This window comes from uncultured Phenylobacterium sp. (assembly GCF_902826855.1).
GTDB lineage: Bacteria > Pseudomonadota > Alphaproteobacteria > Caulobacterales > Caulobacteraceae > Phenylobacterium.
In genome coordinates this window covers 15312-32709 of the sequence record NZ_CADEGK010000007.1, presented here as the reverse complement: position 1 = coordinate 32709, position 17398 = coordinate 15312, and the positions used below count along the sequence as shown (strand labels likewise).

19 protein-coding genes and 1 other RNA gene are annotated in these 17398 nt (G+C 68.8%); 12 read left to right on the top strand and 8 right to left on the bottom strand.

Going from position 1 to position 17398, the window contains the following annotated elements; all coding sequences use genetic code 11:
- Positions 1 to 156: 156 nt before the first annotated feature.
- Positions 157 to 1161, top strand: coding sequence for an FtsH protease activity modulator HflK (gene hflK, locus QZV94_RS02190; RefSeq protein WP_367253747.1), 1005 nt, complete (start codon positions 157 to 159; stop codon positions 1159 to 1161).
- Positions 1158 to 2048 carry a protease modulator HflC gene (gene hflC, locus QZV94_RS02185; protein ID WP_293676160.1) on the top strand — a complete coding sequence of 297 codons (891 nt, stop codon included), beginning with the start codon at positions 1158 to 1160 and terminating at the stop codon, positions 2046 to 2048. The genes hflK and hflC overlap by 4 nt, the downstream gene beginning before the upstream one ends.
- Here hflC and QZV94_RS02180 read toward each other — a convergent pair.
- Together QZV94_RS02180 and serB are read right to left on the bottom strand one after the other, a co-directional pair.
- A complete protein-coding gene (locus QZV94_RS02180) occupies positions 2014 to 2700 on the bottom strand; it encodes an HAD family phosphatase (protein ID WP_293676159.1) in 687 nt (228 codons plus the stop codon). The two genes, hflC and QZV94_RS02180, sit on opposite strands and share 35 nt — an antisense overlap.
- Positions 2701 to 2754: 54 nt before the next feature.
- On the bottom strand, positions 2755 to 3651 hold the full coding sequence (gene serB / locus QZV94_RS02175; protein WP_293676158.1) for a phosphoserine phosphatase SerB: 897 nt from the start codon (positions 3649 to 3651) through the stop codon (positions 2755 to 2757).
- Here serB and miaA point away from each other — a divergent pair.
- From miaA to QZV94_RS02160, 3 genes are all read left to right on the top strand, one after another.
- Positions 3650 to 4579, top strand: coding sequence for a tRNA (adenosine(37)-N6)-dimethylallyltransferase MiaA (gene miaA / locus QZV94_RS02170; protein ID WP_293676157.1), 930 nt, complete (start codon positions 3650 to 3652; stop codon positions 4577 to 4579). The genes serB and miaA overlap by 2 nt on opposite strands.
- Before the next feature lie 180 nt (positions 4580 to 4759).
- Complete coding sequence (locus QZV94_RS02165) at positions 4760 to 6550, top strand: acetolactate synthase 3 large subunit (protein ID WP_293676156.1); 1791 nt, start codon at positions 4760 to 4762, stop codon at positions 6548 to 6550.
- Positions 6551 to 6647: 97 nt separating this feature from the next.
- Complete coding sequence (locus tag QZV94_RS02160) at positions 6648 to 7427, top strand: VOC family protein (protein ID WP_293676155.1); 780 nt, start codon at positions 6648 to 6650, stop codon at positions 7425 to 7427.
- Here the strand turns inward: QZV94_RS02160 and QZV94_RS02155 are convergent, their stop codons facing one another.
- The 5 genes from QZV94_RS02155 to QZV94_RS02135 all read right to left on the bottom strand — a co-directional run bounded on the left by QZV94_RS02155 (position 7428) and on the right by QZV94_RS02135 (position 11592).
- Entirely contained in the window at positions 7428 to 9575 is a 2148-nt protein-coding gene (locus QZV94_RS02155) for a histidine kinase dimerization/phosphoacceptor domain -containing protein (RefSeq protein WP_293676154.1), read from the bottom strand. It lies immediately after the preceding gene.
- Positions 9568 to 10119: a biliverdin-producing heme oxygenase gene (locus QZV94_RS02150; protein ID WP_293676153.1), complete on the bottom strand. Its 552-nt coding sequence runs from the start codon at positions 10117 to 10119 to the stop codon at positions 9568 to 9570. Before QZV94_RS02150 ends, QZV94_RS02155 begins: the two co-directional genes overlap by 8 nt.
- Positions 10120 to 10239: 120 nt before the next feature.
- The gene (locus QZV94_RS02145) at positions 10240 to 10572 is read right to left on the bottom strand and encodes a DUF6665 family protein (RefSeq protein WP_293676152.1); all 333 of its coding nucleotides are present in this window, start codon (positions 10570 to 10572) and stop codon (positions 10240 to 10242) included.
- A gap of 112 nt (positions 10573 to 10684) precedes the next feature.
- Positions 10685 to 11215, bottom strand: coding sequence for a DUF1993 family protein (locus QZV94_RS02140; protein WP_293676151.1), 531 nt, complete (start codon positions 11213 to 11215; stop codon positions 10685 to 10687).
- Between the two features lie 62 nt (positions 11216 to 11277).
- Positions 11278 to 11592 carry a DUF6665 family protein gene (locus tag QZV94_RS02135; RefSeq protein ID WP_293676150.1) on the bottom strand — a complete coding sequence of 105 codons (315 nt, stop codon included), beginning with the start codon at positions 11590 to 11592 and terminating at the stop codon, positions 11278 to 11280.
- A 151-nt stretch (positions 11593 to 11743) separates the two neighbouring features.
- Here QZV94_RS02135 and QZV94_RS02130 point away from each other — a divergent pair, with 151 nt between their 5' ends.
- From QZV94_RS02130 to QZV94_RS02100, 7 genes are all read left to right on the top strand, one after another.
- Positions 11744 to 12760 (top strand): DUF4262 domain-containing protein, encoded by a 1017-nt coding sequence (locus QZV94_RS02130; RefSeq protein WP_293676149.1) that lies wholly within the window; start codon positions 11744 to 11746, stop codon positions 12758 to 12760.
- A 33-nt stretch (positions 12761 to 12793) separates the two neighbouring features.
- On the top strand, positions 12794 to 13342 hold the full coding sequence (gene ilvN / locus QZV94_RS02125; protein WP_293676148.1) for an acetolactate synthase small subunit: 549 nt from the start codon (positions 12794 to 12796) through the stop codon (positions 13340 to 13342).
- A 39-nt stretch (positions 13343 to 13381) separates the two neighbouring features.
- Positions 13382 to 14320, top strand: a complete 939-nt coding sequence (locus QZV94_RS02120) for a hypothetical protein (protein ID WP_293676147.1) — start codon at positions 13382 to 13384, stop codon at positions 14318 to 14320.
- 17 nt (positions 14321 to 14337) lie between these two features.
- Positions 14338 to 14699, top strand: a transfer-messenger RNA (tmRNA) gene (gene ssrA / locus QZV94_RS02115).
- Positions 14700 to 14777: 78 nt separating this feature from the next.
- On the top strand, positions 14778 to 15269 hold the full coding sequence (locus QZV94_RS02110) for an SspB family protein (RefSeq protein ID WP_293676146.1): 492 nt from the start codon (positions 14778 to 14780) through the stop codon (positions 15267 to 15269).
- Complete coding sequence (locus QZV94_RS02105) at positions 15269 to 15769, top strand: PaaI family thioesterase (RefSeq protein WP_293676145.1); 501 nt, start codon at positions 15269 to 15271, stop codon at positions 15767 to 15769. The genes QZV94_RS02110 and QZV94_RS02105 overlap by 1 nt, the downstream gene beginning before the upstream one ends.
- 1 nt (position 15770) lies before the next feature.
- Entirely contained in the window at positions 15771 to 16532 is a 762-nt protein-coding gene (locus QZV94_RS02100; RefSeq protein WP_293676144.1) for a C13 family peptidase, read from the top strand.
- A 3-nt stretch (positions 16533 to 16535) separates the two neighbouring features.
- On the opposite strand, the gene QZV94_RS02095 is transcribed toward QZV94_RS02100, so the two are convergent.
- Positions 16536 to 17285 carry a PEP-CTERM sorting domain-containing protein gene (locus tag QZV94_RS02095; protein WP_293676143.1) on the bottom strand — a complete coding sequence of 250 codons (750 nt, stop codon included), beginning with the start codon at positions 17283 to 17285 and terminating at the stop codon, positions 16536 to 16538.
- Between the last annotated feature and the right edge of the window lie 113 nt (positions 17286 to 17398).

Sequence of the window (17398 nt, the reverse complement as noted above, 5' to 3'; positions counted from 1 at the left end):
CCGCCGCCCATGCCCTGGAACGACAATAGCAATCCCGGCCCGTGGGGCGCTCCCGGTGGGGGTAATGACGACCGGCGCGATCCGCCACAACGGCGTCCTGGCGGCGGCGGCCGAGGCCCCGGCGGGCCGGATCTCGGCGCAGGCCTCGAGCGCCTGATGCAGCGGCTGCGCGACATGATGGGCGGGCCGGGCGGGCGGCCGCGGCGGGGCATGGTGGCCCTGATCGCCGGCGGCGCCGTCGTCGCCTGGCTGGCGTCCGGCTTCTACGTCGTCCAGCCCAACGAGCAGGCCATCGTCCTGACTTTCGGAGCCTTTTCGCGCTCGGAGACCCCGGGCCTCCGCTACCACATCCCCTCGCCGATCGAGCGGGTGGAGAAGGTGCCGGTCACCAGCCTGAAGCGCACGGACGTAGGCGGCGCCGGGGGTGACGCCGACGCCCCGGCCGAGAGCCAGATGCTCACCGGCGACGAGCAGATCATCGACATCGACTTCAGCGTCACCTGGCGGGTGGCCGACGCCTCCCGCTACCTGTTCGCGACGCGGGACCCCGAGGGCGCGGTCAAGGCGGTGGCCGAAAGCGCCATGCGCGAGGTCGTGGGCAAGACCCAACTGCAGCCCATCATCTCCACCGGCCGCGGCCAGGTGCAACTGCAGACCGCCGAGCTGATGCAGAAGACGCTGGACTCCTGGCAGGCCGGCATCAACATCGTCGAAGTGCAAATCCGTTCGGCTGGTCCGCCGCCCGAGGTCGTCGCCGCCTTCCGGGAGGTGAACACCGCCCAGCAGGACGCAGAGTCCGCCGAGAACGAAGCCAACACCTACCGCAACCGCGTGATCAACGAGGCCAAGGGCGACGCCTCGCGGATCACCAACGCCGCCCAGGCGTACCGCGAGCAGGCCGTGCGCGAGGCCACCGGCGAGGCCGCGCGGTTCAACCAGATCTACACGGAGTACCGCCGCGCACCCTCCGTGACCCGCGACCGCCTCTACATCGAGACGATGCAGCGCATTCTGCAATCCTCGAACAAGGTGGTGATCGACGCCAAGGGGGCTTCCGCCCCGATCATTCTGCCACCCGACGTGTTCCGCCCACGCGGCAACGCTGCGTCACCGCCCGTCCCCGTCGCTCCGGCCGAGCCGCAACCCAAGGCCGCCCAATGAACGCCCGCAGCCTCGTCCTCGGGCTCGCAGGCCTGTTCCTGCTGACCCTGATTTTCCAGACCTTCTACATCGTGGACCAACGCCAACAGGCGATCGTGGTCCAGTTCGGCGATCCCGTGCGCGTGGTGAACCCGCCTGGCAAGAACCAGGCCGGCCTCAACCTGAAGATCCCGTTCGTGGAGCAGGTCCTCAAGCTGGACCGGCGCAACATCGCGCTGGAGGCGGCCCAGGAAGAAATCATCACGGCCGGCCAGGAGCGCCTGGTGGTCGACGCCTTCCTCCGCTACCGGATCAACCAGCCCCTGCAGTTCTACCGCACCCTGCGCGACGAGCAGACGGCGAACGATCGCATCGAGCGGCTGATGAACTCCTCGCTGCGCCAGGTGCTCGGGTCGGCCAGCTCCACCGATATCATCTCCGGCCGCCGCGCCGAGCTGATGCAGCAGGCAAAGGCCGACGTAAGCCGCCGGGCCGAGGCCTCGAAGCTGGGCATCCAGGTCATCGACTTGCGCATCCGCCGCGCCGACCTGCCGACCCAGAACCGGGAATCGGTCTTCCGCCGCATGTCCACCTCCCGCCAGCAGGTGGCCGCACAGCTTCGCGCCCAAGGCGAGCAGGCCAAGCGCGAGATCATTGCCGAGGCCGACAAGGAGGTGTCCATCACCCTGGCCACCGCCCGGGAGCAGTCTGGCCAGATCACCGGCGAAGGCGACGCCCAGCGCACGCGGATCTTCGCCCAGAGCTTCGGCAAGGACCCGTCGTTCGCCGCCTTCTTCCGCTCCATGCAGGCCTATGAGGCCAGCTTCGGCGACGGCGAGACGACGATGGTGTTGTCGCCGGACAGCGCCTTCTTCAAGTACTTCGAACGGGGCCCGAGCGGGCGGTAGAGATCCAGCCGCGCACCTCGTGCAGGTCGCGGGCGATGCGCACGCAGAGGGTGTGCATCTCTTCCGTCGGATCCAGCATGTCGGGCACCATCACCGTCATCATCCCGGCGGCGGACGCGGCGCGGACGCCGTTGTGGCTGTCCTCCAGCGCCAGGCAGTCGGCCGGATCGACGCCCAGGGCCTCGGCGGCCTTCAGGAACGGCTCGGGGTGCGGTTTGCCCATGGTCTGCACGTCGCGGGTGATCAGGGCGTGGAAGCGTTCCACCAGCCCATGTCCCCCCAGGCTGTGGTGAACCGCGGCGAGGTTAGAGGAGGTGGCGATGGCGCGCGGCAATCCAGCCTCGTCCAGGGCGTCCAGGATCTCCACGACCCCGGCCTTGAGCGCGATGCCGGCGGCCGCTTCCTCGTGGAAGTAGGTCCTGACAGCCTCGGTCCAGGCCCCCAGGTCGAAGGCGGCGCCGAAGTGCTCCACCAGGATGGGGTCGGAGTGGGCGTGCTGCAGGCCCACCATCCGCTGGAAGGTGGCGAAGGGCATCTCGCCGCCGATGCCGGCCGCGGCGCGCTGCATGGCGGCGAACACCACCGTCTCGGTGTCGACGAGCAGGCCGTCCATGTCGAAGACGACGGCTTTCACGGGGCGTGGGAGGAACATGGGGCCATGTAGCCGAGTCCGGCCCGTGCGGTAACCGGCGTGTCCGATCGCGGGTCAGTCGATGACGAACTCGTCGGCCCGGTAGCCCTGGAAGTACAGCAGCGCGGTAAGGTCGGCGTGGTCGACCTTGGCGTGTGCCTGCGCGGCGACGATGGGCTTGGCGCGGTAGGCGACGCCCAGGCCCGAGGCCTCGATCATGGCAAGGTCGTTGGCGCCGTCGCCAACCGCCAGGGTGGCCGAGAGCGGGATTCCGAGGGCTGCAGCCTCCTCCCGCAAGGCCGCGAGCTTGGCTTCCTTGCCCAGGATCGGGTCGGCGACCTGGCCGGTGAGCGCGCCGTCGGCCTCGATCAAGGTGTTGGCGCGGTTCACGTGGAAGCCGGCCGCCTGCGCCACCCGGCTGGTGAAGAAGGTGAAGCCGCCGGAGACCAGGGCGCAGCGGGCGCCGTTGGCGGCCATGGTGCGCACCAGCGTCCGCGCGCCCGGATTGAGGCGGACACGCTCATCGTAGGCTTGCTGCAGCGCCGTGGCGGGCAGCCCCTTCAGCATGCCGACCCGTTCCCGCAGCGCGCCCTCGAAGGCCAGTTCGCCGCGCATGGCCCGCTCGGTGATGGCGCTGATCTCGGCCTTCAGGCCCGCGAAGTCGGCCAATTCGTCGAGACACTCGACGTTGATGATGGTGGAATCCATGTCGGCGATGAGCAGGCGCTTCCTGCGGCCCTCGAGTGGCTGGACGCACCAGTCGACTGACTGCCCGGCCATCGGCGCTGCGACGGCGGCGCGGACGGCGGCGAGGTCATCGGCTTCCAGGATCACATCGGTGACGGCCATGTCCCCCGCCTCGATCTTGCTAGACTGCTTGCCGCGGGCGCCGGCTCCCGCGAACACTTCGCGTAGATTGATCGAGAAGGCGCCGGCGTTCGGCGGCGCCACGAGGGTGAGAACGAGTTCCATGACCGGCCGCATCTGGCTGATCGCCGGACCCACGGCAAGCGGCAAGTCGGCGCTGGCCCTGCGGCTTGCGGAGGCGGTGGGCGGCGAAGTGGTCAATGCCGACTCCATGCAGCTCTACGCAGGCCTGGGTGTGCTGAGCGCCGCGCCGGGCGCAGCGGAGACGGCCCGCGCGCCGCACCATCTGTTCGGGACGGTGGATCCGGCCGACGGCTGGTCGACGGGCCGTTGGTTGCGGGCGGCGACCGAGGCGCTGTCGGAGATCGCGGCGCGGGGACGCGACGCGATCATTGTGGGCGGCACGGGGCTCTACTTCCGGGCGATGACCGTGGGGCTGGCCGATGTGCCGCCGGTCCCACCCTCGGTGCGGCGCGCAGCGGAGGGCGAGTTCGCAACACTGGGCGAAACGGGGTTCCGCGACCGGCTGGCCAAGGCCGACCCGGCCGCCGCGGGCCGCATCGCGCCGGGCGACCGACAGCGGCTGGTACGGGCCTGGGAGGTCTATGCGACCACGGGCAAGGCCCTCTCCGAGTGGCAGGCGGCCGGCGAGCCGGCGCTGGCGCCCGGGGCCTGGACCGCGGTGGCCCTGGAGCCGCCGCGCAGGGCGCTTTACGCCCGCTGCGACGCGCGGCTGGCTGCGATGATCGAGGCGGGGGCGCTGGAGGAGGTCCGGGCGCTGATAGCCCGCGGGCTCGATCCGGAGCTGCCGGCGATGAAGGCGGTGGGGGTGCGCGAGTTCGCCGCCTACCTGGCCGGACGAACGACGCTGGAAGCGGCGCTTGCCGCCGCCCAGCAGGAGACCCGTCGCTACGCCAAGCGCCAGATGACCTGGATGCGCGGCCAGATGGCGGCTTGGCCCAGACTCGCGGCTACGACCCCCGATGACCAATGGCGGCAGTTTCTTGCCCTTAACCCGGCCTTGACGCCCTAGGTCCAGCATGCGACATGCCGTTTCCGCAACTCTGAAGGCAAATCTCGTGCGCAGCACTCTCGTACTCGTAGGGCGACCGTAGCGGACTGACCTTACCGTCAGGACCGTCCGGTCGCTCATCCAGGCCCCTAGCGGGCCTTTTTTATTGCCCGAAAACCGAAACCCGATCAGGCCCATCCCATGACCGCCCACCAGACCATCGAAGCTGAAGCGACCACGATCTCCGGCGCGGAGATGGTCGTGCGCGCCCTCCTCGACCAAGGCGTCGACGTCCTGTTCGGCTATCCGGGCGGCGCGGTGCTGCCGATCTACGACGCGCTGTTCAACGAGCCGAAGCTGCAGCACGTGCTGGTCCGCCACGAGCAGGGCGCGACCCATGCGGCTGAGGGCTATGCGCGCTCCACCGGCCGGCCGGGCGTGGTGCTGGTCACTTCGGGGCCGGGGGCGACGAATGCGGTCACCGGCATCGTCGACGCGCTGATGGACTCGATCCCCCTCGTGGTGATCACCGGCCAGGTGGCGACCCACCTGATCGGCACCGACGCCTTCCAGGAGTGCGACACGGTCGGCATCACCCGGCCCTGCACCAAGCAGAACTATCTGGTCCGCTCGATCGAGGACCTGCCGCGGATTCTGCACGAGGCCTTCCACATCGCCACCTCCGGCCGGCCCGGCCCCGTGGTCGTCGACATCCCCAAGGACGTGCAGTTCGCCAAGGGCGTCTACCAGGGCCCGAACGAGGTGAAGCACGCCCACCACTACACGCCCGCTTTCAAGGGCGACGCCGGCCGGATCGCCGAGGCCGTCGCGCTGATCGCCGGCGCCAAGAAGCCGATCCTCTACACCGGCGGCGGCATCATCAATTCCGGGCCGCGCGCCTCGGCCCTGCTGCGTGAGTTCGCGGCCCTGACCGGTGCGCCGGTGACGTCGACCCTCATGGGCCTGGGCGCGTTCCCAGCGTCCAACCCGCAGTGGCTGGGCATGGTCGGCATGCACGGGTCCTACGAGGCCAACAACGCCATGCACGACTGCGACGTGATGGTGGCCATCGGGTCGCGGTTCGACGATCGGGTGACCGGCCGCCTGGACGCCTTCGCGCCCACCTCGAAGAAGATCCACATCGACGTGGACGCGTCTTCGATCGGCAAGAACGTGCGCTGCGACATCGGCATCGTCGGCGACGCCGCAAGCGTGCTGGAGGACATGATCGCCGCCTGGAAGGGCCGCAACCTTTCTCCCGACAAGGCCGCCATGAAGGCCTGGTGGACGCAAGTCGACGGCTGGCGGGCGCGCAACTCGTTCGGCTATCGACCGGACGCCAAGCTGATCAAGCCGCAGTACGCCATCCAACGCCTCTACGAGCTGACCAAGGACCGCGACACCTACATCACCACCGAAGTCGGCCAGCACCAGATGTGGGCGGCTCAGTTCTACCACTTCGACGAACCGAACCGCTGGATGACCTCGGGCGGCCTGGGCACCATGGGCTATGGCCTGCCAGCGGCAGTCGGCGTGCAGATGGCGCACCCGGACAGCCTGGTCATCGACATCGCCGGCGACGCCAGCGTGCAGATGACCATGCAGGAGATCTCGACGGCCATTCAGTACGAGCTGCCAATCAAGATCTTCATCCTCAACAACGAGTGGATGGGCATGGTGCGCCAGTGGCAGCAGTTGCTGCACGGCGAGCGCTACAGCCACACCTATTCCTCCAGCCTCCCGGACTTCGTGAAGCTGGCCGAGGCCTACGGCGGCGTCGGGTTCCGCGCCGAGCATCCGGACGAGCTGGACGACAAGATCCTCGAGATGATCGCCGTGAAGAAGCCGGTGCTGTTCGACTGCCGGGTCACCAAGGAAGAGAACTGCTTCCCGATGATCCCCTCCGGCAAGGCCCACAACGAGATGATCATGGCCGACGAGACCCGTGCGCTCGGCGACATCATCGACGACGCCGGCAAGGGCCTGGTCTGAGCCGCGCCTGCCTCTGTAGGATCAGGCCGTGCTGGCGCGTCTTCCAGGGCATAGCCCTGGAAGCGCCGGGGCTCCCTGTGTTTAAGGAGACACCGCGATGTCCGACCATGGCCGCTGGATCTGGTACGAGCTGATAACCCCCGACATGGACGGGGCGAAGCGCTTCTACGGCGACCTCCTGGGCTGGACAGCGCAGGACCTGCCGCCGATGGCCGACGGCGAGCCCTACGCTGTGCTGAGCGCTGACGGGAACGGCGTGGCCGGGATCATGAACCTGGGCGAGGCCATGAAGGCCGAGGGCATGCCCCCCAATTGGACCGGCTACATCTGCGTCGACGACTGCGACGCGGCGTCAGCGAAGGTGAAGAGCCTGGGCGGATCGGTGCGCCGCGAGGCGTGGGACATCCCGGGCATCGGCCGCATCGCCATCGTGGCCGACCCGGCCGGGGCGGTCTTCGCGATCATGAAACCGACGCCTCCCGACGGCGGTCGCCCGGCGCCTGACTCCACCGCGCTCGGCCAGTGCGGATGGCACGAACTCATGGGCGCCGCGCCCGAGACGGGGTTCGACTTCTACGCCCAGATGTTCGGCTGGACCAAGGACGAGGCCATGGATATGGGCCCCGTTGGGACCTACCAGCTGTACTCGAACCAGGACGGCCAGGTCGGGGCGATGATGAAGAAGCCCGCCGACATGCCGATGCCGTATTGGGGCTTCTATTTCCGGGTGGCCGACATCGACGCCGCGGCCGCCAAGATCAGGGCCGGTGGCGGCCAGGTGCTGAACGGGCCGATGGACGTGCCAGGCGACGACCGGATCATCAACGCCACCGACCCGCAGGGCGCCGTGTTTTCGATTGTCGCCAAGAAAGCCTGACTACGTCCTCTGCGCGCCGGTGCGATTGGCGGGACAGGTCAGGATGGCGCGCAGGCCGGGCTTGTTGTCGCCGAAGGTCAGCGTCCCTCCCAGCTGGCGGACCATCGCCGTCATCATCCGGCTCCCGAAGCCCTCGCCGGGCGCGTGCTTACCCTTGCCGTGGTCGGCGACGATGACCCGCAGGTTCGCCCGGTGGTCCTCGACGGAGACCTCGATGGGCCCGGGCGCGCCGCCGTAGGCGTACTTGTTGGCGTTGATCACCAGCTCAGTGATCACTAGGCCCAGCGTTACGGCGCGGTCGGTAGGGACCAGCACCAACGCCGCATCCATGGTGACCTTGCCCGCCCACTCGGGGCCCATGGAGTCGGCCATGTCGGCGATGAGCTCCTCGGCATAGCGTCCGAAGTCTATCGTCCCGATCTGGTCGCCACGGTACAGGCGACGGTGCACGAGGGCGACGGCCTGCAGGCGCCGCCGCGCCTCCTCGAACGCTTCGTGCAGGTTGGGGTCGGCCAGCGCCCGGGCCTGCAGCCCCAGGAAGCTGGAGACCAGCTGGAGGCTGTTCTGGATCCGGTGGTTCACCTCCTTCACCAGCATATCGTTCTGTTGAAGGAGGGCGTCCTTCTCGCCGAGGGCCTCGCTCAGGCGGGCGTTCAGCTCCACCTGACGGCGGTGGTTGCGGGATTCCAGCAGGCCCTCGCGAAGGCGTACGGCGGCGTGGATCTCGGCCAGCGTCCAGGGGCGCGAGCGGCCTTGCACGGTCTCCCGCCACGCCTCGAACGAGGCGCGCGGGGTGAGCGTCTCGCCCGGACCGAGCGAGACCGCCTTGTGCGGATTGCCCGCCCAGTTGACCACCTGCGGCGCCTCGGCGCGGAACCACAGGACGACGAACGGCTCGTCGTCGGCGACGACCAGGCCCAGGAGGCCGCTGGCATGTTCCCGGAAGGCTTCGGCGGCGGCGAAGTGTTCGGACAGCCGGTCGGTTGCGACGGGGTCGGACGCACGCTTGCGAACCCATTCGGACAGCGCGAGGACATCGTCCTGCGGCGGGCAGGCGCCATGGAGGTGGACCGCGGCGCCGCGGATTGCGGCTACGCCGTCGGCCGCCAGCATCCGGGCAAGTTCCCCCACGCCCTCGGCGAGGTTGGCCTCGAGGCCGCCCGCGCGGACGAAGCGCGACGTGACTTCGTCCTCAAGTCCGCGCAGCCGCAGGCGCTCGCGATAGGTCTCGGTCTCCTCCTTGGCGCGGATCTGGCGGGCGAGACCGCCGGCCAGAGCGCGGGCCGCGGCCCGCACGTCGTACGGCATGAGCTTCGGTTCGCGGTGGTGGCAGGCGATCAGGCCCCACAGCACCCCATCCTTCACGATCGAGACCGACGCTGAAGCGCCGACGCCCATGTTGCGCAGGTACTGCATGTGCACCGGCGAGACCGAACGCAGGGCGCAATCGCTCATGTCGAGGGGCGTCTCGTCGCGCCACGCGGGCGTCAGCGGCGCAGGCTCGTAGCTGACGTCGGGGATCACGCGGACCAGATTGCGCACGTAGAGCGCCCGCGCCTGGGATGGAATGTCGGAGCCCGGGAAGTGGTGGTTGAGGAAGCTGGGCATGCCCTCGACCACGTCCTCGGCCAGCACCTCGCCGGCCTGATCATCGACGAAGCGGTACAGCATCACGCGGTCGAACCCGGTCAGGCGGCGGAACTCGATGGCGGCGCGCTCGCACAGGGCCCGCACATTCGGGGCGCGTTCGAAGGCGGCGCCCGCCGCCTCCAGCTGCGCCAGCAGCAGCACCGCGGGAAGGACCACGGGCGGGGCCGGCTCGGCCTCGACGATCAGGCGCTCGCCATCCAGATGCGCCGAGATGTCCAGGGCCCCGGCGTCGGCGTCCAGGCGTCCGGCGAAACCACCGTCGGCGCCGGATTGGGTGACCTGGGCGATGCGCGCCGCCAGACCGTCGCCCAGCACCTCGCCCAGGGTGCGGCCGACCCAGGCCTCGCGACCCAGCAGGCGCGCAACGTCCCCCGCCGCGTGGCTGACCTCCTGGGTCGTGCGGTCCGCGACCAGCATGACTCCATGCGGCTGGATTGATCCGGGGACGTGGATCAGCTCGCGGGCGCAGGCGTCGATGCCGAGATCAGCGTCAGCCATGGGCGGGCGCCGCGCAGAGCCGCGCCTCGGCATGGCCGAAGCCGGCCACGGCGCCACGGATCATGGCGTCGATATCACGCTCCGACTGGAGGATCGCCAGGAAGCTGCGCCAGCGTTCGCCGACCGCCTCACCGTAGGGATCCAGGAAACTCAGGCCGGCCATGCTGCCGCCCGCCGTCTCCACCTGCCGCCGGATCACGCGCCCGCCAAGGGTCGAGCCCTCCAGCACGTAGTACAGGCCCAAGGCCTCGCCGACCCCGTCCACACGGATCACTCCGGCCCCGCGGGGTGCGCCGCCGACCAGCGCGAGATCGCTTGCGAACCGGCGTGCGCGCAGCCGACCTTCGAAATCCAAGCCGGGCAGTTCGGCCAGCCATGGCTCCAGCGCCCGGTGGGCCGCGGCGTGCAGGCCGAAGAAGCGCTCGACAAGGGCGCGCCGCCGGATCGGGTCTGCGATCTGGGTGAGGATATCCACCCGCGTCTCGAGTCGCTCGTGATGCGCCCGCGTGGCCTCACGCAGGCGGCGGTGGTTGTCGCTGATCATAGCGTCTCTTGCAGGGGTCCCGGTGAAGCATAGCGCGTCAGCGCAGTGGCTCAGTAGGGTAGCCGACAGACGCCGGTGGTTCCTCATCCCGGCGGCCGGCCGCCGTCGCGGAACGCCGAGCTAGTGGAGGCTGCCGATCCGGGCAAGGACCTCGCTGGGGATGGCGAAGCGCTCGATCAAGCTGGAGTGGTCGGTGAGGTCATTGGCCTCGTGTTGCACAACCAGCCGCCAGACCGCCTCGACGGCGACCTCCAGCAGGAGCCGGCGCACCCTGGGATCGCGCGCGCCGGCGGCGTCGTAGGCGCGCAACGCCTGGATAGCGCGCTCCACCTGCCGCTCGGTGTCGCCGACGGCGCCGTCGATCTCCTCCAGGAGTTCGAACTTGAGATGGGCCTCGCCGGAGTCGACATGCGCCGCGTCGGCGAGATGCTGAGGCAGTCTGAGCGCGGCCATGCCGTCTCCTTCGCTCTCATGGTCCCCTTTGGACGAAGGGATCATAGCACCATGGCGAGCGTGGGGCGGGCGCTCCCGCTTAAGTGATGGCCCGTTTAAGTGATGGCCCGCTTCAGGCGATGGGGCCGGTCAGGCGCATAGCGCCCATGTAGTCACGCTTGCCCAGGGGCGCGCCCTTATGGCGAAGGATGTCGTAGCCGGTAGTGGCGTGAAAATGCAGGTTGGGGAGCGAGAAGGACAGCAGGAAGCCTTCCACCGTGAACGGCATCTTCCGCTCGCCCAGTTGGAAGACCATGTCATTGCCCTCGAGCGCGTTGATGGCGTCGGGGGTCTCGGCCTTCAGGTAGGCGATTGCCTCGGCCACGTGCGCCTGCAGGCCGGCATAGTCCACGTCACCCACCGCGCCGGGCGGAAGGAACAGCCCGGCTTTCGCACCCTCGATGGCGCCCTGCGTATGGTGGCACACCGACAGGATCTGGAAGCGGAAGGGCAGCATATCGCCGCACAGTCGCGTCTCAACGATCGCCTCCGGATCGTGGCCGTTCTCCGTGGCCCACTTCAACCCCTTGTTCAGGTAGCCGGAGACGGGCCCCAGGGTCTGCAGGAAGCTGGTGACGCTGACGTCGTAGAGGGTGAGAGCCATGATCCGTCCCCGTGTGGTGGTTGCGACTAGCATGTCGCACCGGCCTTCGGGGAAGCCAAGCCTTAGCGAGCGCCGATCCGGACCAACACTTCGCGCGGAATGCCGTAGTGGGAGATGATCGCGGCCCGGTCGCGCAGGCCCATGACCTCCCGCTGCACCAGGAAGCCCCACACCGCGTCGGCCGCCGCCTTCACCAGCTCGGCCCGGCCGTCGCCGCCAGGGTGGTCGCGCAACGCGGCCAGCGCGGCCTCCACCTTCGCGCCAGCCCGGCCCAGCGAGTAGGCCTGCTCCTGCATGAGCTCGTAATGCAGCACCGCATCCCCGGTCTCGGGCTTGAGACGGGCTACGAGGCTCTGTGGCGGGCGTAGTGACGACATCGCCGCGAATGTCGTAGGCGCACGCGATCGTCGCAAGAGCTGTTGCGGTGGAACTGCGTCTCCGCGATGTCCTCAGGGGCTCGTCGTCGTCCCGCAGGTCTTGACAGCCCAATTGTGTTCTACAATTGTTCCAATCAAGGGTGGGGTTGGGATGCTCGAAAGACTCCGGCGCGCGTGGCATGAGCGCGGTATCGATCGGCGCGTGGCGAAGCGCGGCTGGACGGCGATCTACGTCGGCGACTACAGGAGCGCGCCGACCTGGGTCTACACCGTCGGCTTCGATGAGACCCTGGGGCAGCCCGAGATCGTCTTGTTCGACGCCACGCAGATGGATGCAAACACCCTCCTCTGGATGGCCCATGAAGCGCTCAGGACCGGTAGCCTCGAATTACGGGACGGGGAAGCGTGGGCGCTGGAGGACGAAGTGTTCGGCGTCTGGCGCGAGGTCCACGCCAGCCAGATCGACACTGAAGACGCCTGGCTGGGCGCCGCAGTCAACCGCCGGCAGCGCAGGACCGGGCGGCGTGACGGCCTCCGAGCTTTCCAGCTGGTGATTCCGGACGATGCGCATCGGTATCCCTGGGAAGACGGATACAACGAACATCTGAGGCACAGGCAGGCCGCGCTATACCTGCCGGCCGAAGACTACGGCGACGTCCCGCTGTCGCCCGGCGATCGTGAGGCGCTGCGCGTCACCCGGGAGCGTGGTTGGGCGCTGAGGCTCATCGACGCCCCGCTGCTGAAGTGGGCCTACTCGATCGGGCTGGCGGACGCCGGACGGCCCGAACTGATTGCCTTCCTGCTCTCGGCGGATGCGGCTGCCAACATGCTCCACGAGGCGCAGGACCACATCGCGCGCGGCGACCTTGTTCTCGAGGACGGCCTGCGTTGGAACGGCTTGGGCTTCGAGTGCTGCTGGCGCCGCGTCCACGAGAGCCAGTACCGGGCGCTGAACGTGTTTTTCCTGACGAAGCTTTGGCATGAGCGAAGACGTGGGCGATGTGAGGCCGTCGCGGCGTACCAGCTTTTCCTGCCCGATCGGAACGGGCGGTATCCGTGGGAGCCTGAGTGTCACAAAGCCAACCGCGACAGTCAGCCCCTGCTCTTCCAGCCCTTCGTCCCTGAGCAGATGCGGCGCGGACCGCTTGCGGCGTTGATGCGCATGTGAGACCTGACGCGCCGACCGCCACGGACTCGCCCCATGACCGACACTCAACCCGCCTCCGTCTACGACCTCTCCCATGCCGAGCAGGAGGAGAGCCGGGCCACGTTCGCGGTGCTGGTGGATAACGAGCCCGGCGTACTGCACCGGGTGGTCGGGCTGTTCGCCGCGCGCGGCTACAACATCGACAGCCTGACGGTGGCCGAGACCGACCGCACCTCGCATACCAGCCGCATCACCATCGTCACCCGCGGCACCCCGCAGGTGCTGACCCAGATCGAGGCGCAGCTCCAGAAGATGGTCTCGACGCGGCACGTCCAGGACGTGTCCAAGGACCCCAACGGCATCGAGCGCGAGCTGGCGCTGGTGAAGGTGCGTGGGACCGGGGTCGAACGGGTCGAGGCGCTCCGGGTCTCCGACATCTTCCGCGCCAAGGTGGTCGACACCACTCACGAGAGCTTCGTCTTCGAGCTGACAGGCGCGCCCTCGAAGATCGACAAGTACGTGGACCTGATGCGCGGGCTGGGGCTGGTGGAAGTGTCGCGCACCGGGGTGTTGTCGCTGCAGCGTGGCGTCGAGGTCTTCTAGGTTCGGGAACTGCCCGGTCCGCCGAGCTCTTTCCCACCTGTGTATGCACGCCTCATCCTGGCTGCCTTCTTCACCATGGCCATAGCCGGGGCGGCCCATGGACAGTTGGTCAAGCTGAAGCCGAAAGACGCCGGGCCCCCGCCGGGCACGCCGCCGCTGGCGGCGGAAATCTGGCCCTTCCCCGCCCCCGACCCCAAGAGCTGGTGGGATGACAAGCGACCGAAAGCCGGCGAGGCGGCCGATCCCCTGGGAGGGCGGCGACTGCGCAAGGGCGAGCGGCTCGTGGAGCCTGACAACGGAGTCGACGCCTCGGCCTACCGCCTGTGGGGCCTGATGCCCCTGCAGTGGCAGCTCGTGCGCGGCGGGGAGATGGTGCTGGAGGTTTGGGTTCGACCCTCCACCAGTGTCCGCCAGAGCGTGGTGCGGCTCACCGTCCGCGGCGACGGTGACGCCTTTGTGCAGGGCCGCGCCGGCCTGGCCTGCTGCGAGGCGGTGATCGGGCGGCGGATGGGCTTTGATACGAAGCTGCCGTCCGGCTCGGCGCCGCGTTTCCTGGCCCTCCGGTCCCTGCCGCTGTGGCGTTCGCCGCGTGATGTGCGGGTCGCCGAGACCGAATCCGCGGATTCGCTGTGCCTCGACGGCACGGCCTATGACCTCACCCTGGCCCTGCCCGGCCGCGCGGTGACCCTGCACCGGGCCTGCGACCCGGCGGAGGTGGGCGAGGCCGCCGATGTGCTGGAGGCGGTGCTGGGCGCCGCCCTCGGCCACGACCCGCGCTTCGACGTGATCTTTCCGGGCGGCGCCAACTACGCCGCGGCGCGCGAGGCCTATCGCGAGCTCATCGCAGGCGGCGGGCGGCTGAAGGTCAACCCGGACGCGCGGCGCGCCGCGGTCGGCTCCGAGCCGGCGCCGGCCGCCGATGTCGACGCCGCCTCACCCGCCAGCGATCAGCCGCCTGCGCCCGTGCCGGCGAGGTGAGCGGCAAAGGGTCTGGAATTCTTGGATTCTCAACCCCAAGCCCCTATATGTGAACTGTCGGGTTCGCCCGACTATGGAGATAAACGCGCACGTAATAAGCGGACTGGACCCGGGTGCGATTCCCGGCGGCTCCACCAAAATCCTTCCGGGTTATCGCCGGGGAGTACGGGGCCGATCAGCATCGACAGACGTCTAAAGGTGTTGCTTTCTCTCGGCATGACCCACCGCTCCGGGTCTTTAAACTAAATGCGAACGATAACTTCGCTGAGGAAATCCGTCTCGCCGCGTAATGCAGCGCGATAGAATTCCGACCTAAGCCCTAGGGGTTCAGATCCTTAGGCGGGGCTCGGTGGGGGCCTGGCAACAGAACCCCACCACTTCCTTGTTTCAGCGTCATCCCTTGCGCCCGCCCGCCCAGCGGTTACCTTCGATCCGTTAGCGTGCATGGGAGTGTGGTGTGGCCCAGGATCCGCCGGTCCAGGATCTAATGAACTACGAGGCGCTGGCGCAGGACGCTCTGCGCGGCGTAGCCAAGGCTGCGCTGAAGCGCGCCGCGGCGCCCGAGGGCCTGCCGGGCTCGCACCACTTCTACATCACCTTCAAGACTGACGCGGCCGGAGTGTCCGGGCCCAACGACCTGTTGTCGAAGTACCCTGACGAAATGACCATCGTACTGCAGCACCAGTATTGGGACCTGGCGCCGGGGGAGACCTTCTTCTCCGTAACCCTGCAGTTCGGCGGCCAGCCCAAGCGGCTGTCGATCCCCTACGCCGCCGTCACACGCTTCTACGATCCCTCGGTGCAATTCCTGTTGCAGTTCGAGGCGCCACCGGCCGCGCCCGGGGAGGCCAAGGCCCTGCCGGCCGCAGCGCCGGACAAGGCCGATGCCGCGCCCGCCAAGCCGGCCGAGGCCACCATCGTCTCCCTCGACCAGTTCCGGAAGAAATGATGACCGACGTCGCCGCTTCCCAGCCGAAGGCGGAACCCTCCGGGGGCCCGGAAGATGGGGCGCTGAGCGACGAGGCCATCCTGCAGCGGTTCCTCCGCAGCAAGAACCAGCCCACCGGCTCCCAGACGCTCGGCTTCCGCATGGTCGCGGTCAGCCAAGCGGACAAGTCGGTCGAGGTCGAGTTCGACGCCAAGGCCGAGCTGCTGCTGAACCCGATGAAGCAGATCCAGGGCGGCTATCTATGCGCCATGCTGGACGAGGCCATGAGCGTGGCCTGCATGGTCGCCTCCGGGATGACCGCGGTGGCGCCCACGCTGGAGATGAAGACCAGCTTCTTCCGGCCAGGCATGCCCGGGAAGATCAAGGCCATAGGGCGGGTGGTCCGCTGGGGCCGGCAGGTGGCGTTCACCGAAGGCGAGTTGTTCGACGATCAGGGGCGCACCCTGGCCCGGGCGACAGGGACGGCGATGCCGACGCCCTTCGCGAACTACAAGAAGTAGGATGGCGGCCCGTCTCCTAGCCCTGGCCGCGGCGGTCTGGCTGGCGGGCGCGGGCGCGGCGGCGGCGGCCTTCTCGGACTGGTCGGCGGTGGTGGTGGCGGGCGACTTCCACGCGCACGACGGTGGCCCCACCGAAGCCTTCGACAATGCGCGGCGCGACGTCAGCGCGGCGCTGGCGCGGGCAGGATTCCAGGCCCGGCATATCCGCCAGTTCTCGGTGCGACCCGAACGCTATGCCGACACCAACCCGCAGAAGGCTGAGCCGAGGGCCATCGCCGAGGCCATGAAGCAGTTGTCGGCGCAGACGCCCGGCGGCTGCCTGTTCTACCTATCGTCCCACGGGGCCCCCGCGGGGGCGCAACTCGACCAGGGCATCCTGCCGCCCGGGGCGCTGGCCACCATGCTGGATCAGAGCTGCGGGCCGCGGCCCACGGTGGTGGTGATCTCTGCCTGCTATTCGGGCGTATTCGTCAACTCCCTTGCCAGGCCCAACCGCATGGTGCTGACCGCGGCCAGACCGGACCGCACCTCGTTCGGCTGCGGCCAGGACAACAAGTATCCGTTCTTCGACGACTGCTTCCTGTCTTCCATGCCGCGGACGCGGGACTTCAACGGCCTGGCCGGCGCGGTTCGCGAATGCGTACGCCGGCGCGAGATCACCGAGAAGGTATCGCCTCCGTCCGAGCCACAGTTCTGGGTCGGCGCTCAGCTACGACCTCTGCTGCCCTTGTACGCCTTCGACGCGCCGCCGAACCTCGACTGAGGATCAGCCTCGTCGGACGTGGATGCGGGCGGCCAGCGGGCGGCGCTGCCGGCGCAGCATGGCGCCCATCCCGAAGAACCCACTGAGCATCAGGGCCCAGGTCATCGGCTCAGGGACGGCGGTGACGCTGAACCGGTCGACGATCAGCCTGCTGGCCTGGTCGCCGTCCCCGACGTTCACGATTCCGGCTTCGATGGTGTAGTCGCCGGCGATGAGGTCGCGGCTGAAGAAGGTCCACGGGGTAGCGTTGTAGCCCGGATCGGCGATCGTGCCGTCGAACAGGCTGAACAGGAGGTTGTCGTCGCCATCGAGCAGCCGGACGTAGCCGAAATCGCCGAAGGGCTGGTAGTCGCCGCCCAGGAAGGCGGCCCAGCCGCTCAACGTCCCCTGCCCCACCAGCGTGAACGACTGGCGCAGGGTGATCGGGATGTCCGTCTGGTCGCCGTTCAGGACGGCAAACAACAGGTGTTCGCTCGGATCGGACGGGGGAGGCGTCCCCGTCGCCACGTAGTCGGCCGCATGGTACGGCGTGGGCTCGCCGACCGCGTCGAAGTGCGTCGTAACACCGGTGGTCTGGATGAACAGACCTCGAAGTTCGACGGGGAACGTGTCGGCCTCGTCGCTGGGCGTCCAGCCGTCCAGCCCGTGCTCGAAGCTCCCGTTGGCGAGAAGTTCGGCGGTCGACGCCGACACTGGCGCAAGGAGCCCCGCGAGGGCGATGGCGCCGGCGACGATCAGAGCCTTGAAGTGCATGCTGCTCCCCCGACGCGCACGGCGCCGCACGGCCAAGCATAGCGTCTGGCGCCTGCTTCGCCAGACCGCTCGCCCTGGAGGGGCAAGATCGCACTGCAACAGCCGCCGGCGGC

Excerpts from the sequence above, each read along its gene's own strand:
- QZV94_RS02180 (WP_293676159.1), bottom strand. The coding sequence starts at position 2,700 with ATGTTCCTCCCACGCCCCGTGAAAGCCGTCGTCTTCGACATGGACGGC.
- QZV94_RS02150 (WP_293676153.1), bottom strand. The coding sequence starts at position 10,119 with ATGATCAGCGACAACCACCGCCGCCTGCGTGAGGCCACGCGGGCGCAT.
- hflC (WP_293676160.1), top strand. The coding sequence starts at position 1,158 with ATGAACGCCCGCAGCCTCGTCCTCGGGCTCGCAGGCCTGTTCCTGCTG.
- QZV94_RS02165 (WP_293676156.1), top strand. The coding sequence starts at position 4,760 with ATGACCGCCCACCAGACCATCGAAGCTGAAGCGACCACGATCTCCGGC.
- QZV94_RS02105 (WP_293676145.1), top strand. The coding sequence starts at position 15,269 with ATGACCGACGTCGCCGCTTCCCAGCCGAAGGCGGAACCCTCCGGGGGC.
- QZV94_RS02130 (WP_293676149.1), top strand. The coding sequence starts at position 11,744 with ATGCTCGAAAGACTCCGGCGCGCGTGGCATGAGCGCGGTATCGATCGG.
- hflK (WP_367253747.1), top strand. The coding sequence starts at position 157 with ATGCAGCGGCTGCGCGACATGATGGGCGGGCCGGGCGGGCGGCCGCGG.
- QZV94_RS02155 (WP_293676154.1), bottom strand. The coding sequence starts at position 9,575 with ATGGCTGACGCTGATCTCGGCATCGACGCCTGCGCCCGCGAGCTGATC.
- QZV94_RS02160 (WP_293676155.1), top strand. The coding sequence starts at position 6,648 with ATGTCCGACCATGGCCGCTGGATCTGGTACGAGCTGATAACCCCCGAC.
- ilvN (WP_293676148.1), top strand. The coding sequence starts at position 12,794 with ATGACCGACACTCAACCCGCCTCCGTCTACGACCTCTCCCATGCCGAG.
- QZV94_RS02095 (WP_293676143.1), bottom strand. The coding sequence starts at position 17,285 with ATGCACTTCAAGGCTCTGATCGTCGCCGGCGCCATCGCCCTCGCGGGG.
- serB (WP_293676158.1), bottom strand. The coding sequence starts at position 3,651 with ATGGAACTCGTTCTCACCCTCGTGGCGCCGCCGAACGCCGGCGCCTTC.
- QZV94_RS02100 (WP_293676144.1), top strand. The coding sequence starts at position 15,771 with ATGGCGGCCCGTCTCCTAGCCCTGGCCGCGGCGGTCTGGCTGGCGGGC.
- QZV94_RS02135 (WP_293676150.1), bottom strand. The coding sequence starts at position 11,592 with ATGTCGTCACTACGCCCGCCACAGAGCCTCGTAGCCCGTCTCAAGCCC.
- miaA (WP_293676157.1), top strand. The coding sequence starts at position 3,650 with ATGACCGGCCGCATCTGGCTGATCGCCGGACCCACGGCAAGCGGCAAG.
- QZV94_RS02145 (WP_293676152.1), bottom strand. The coding sequence starts at position 10,572 with ATGGCCGCGCTCAGACTGCCTCAGCATCTCGCCGACGCGGCGCATGTC.
- QZV94_RS02140 (WP_293676151.1), bottom strand. The coding sequence starts at position 11,215 with ATGGCTCTCACCCTCTACGACGTCAGCGTCACCAGCTTCCTGCAGACC.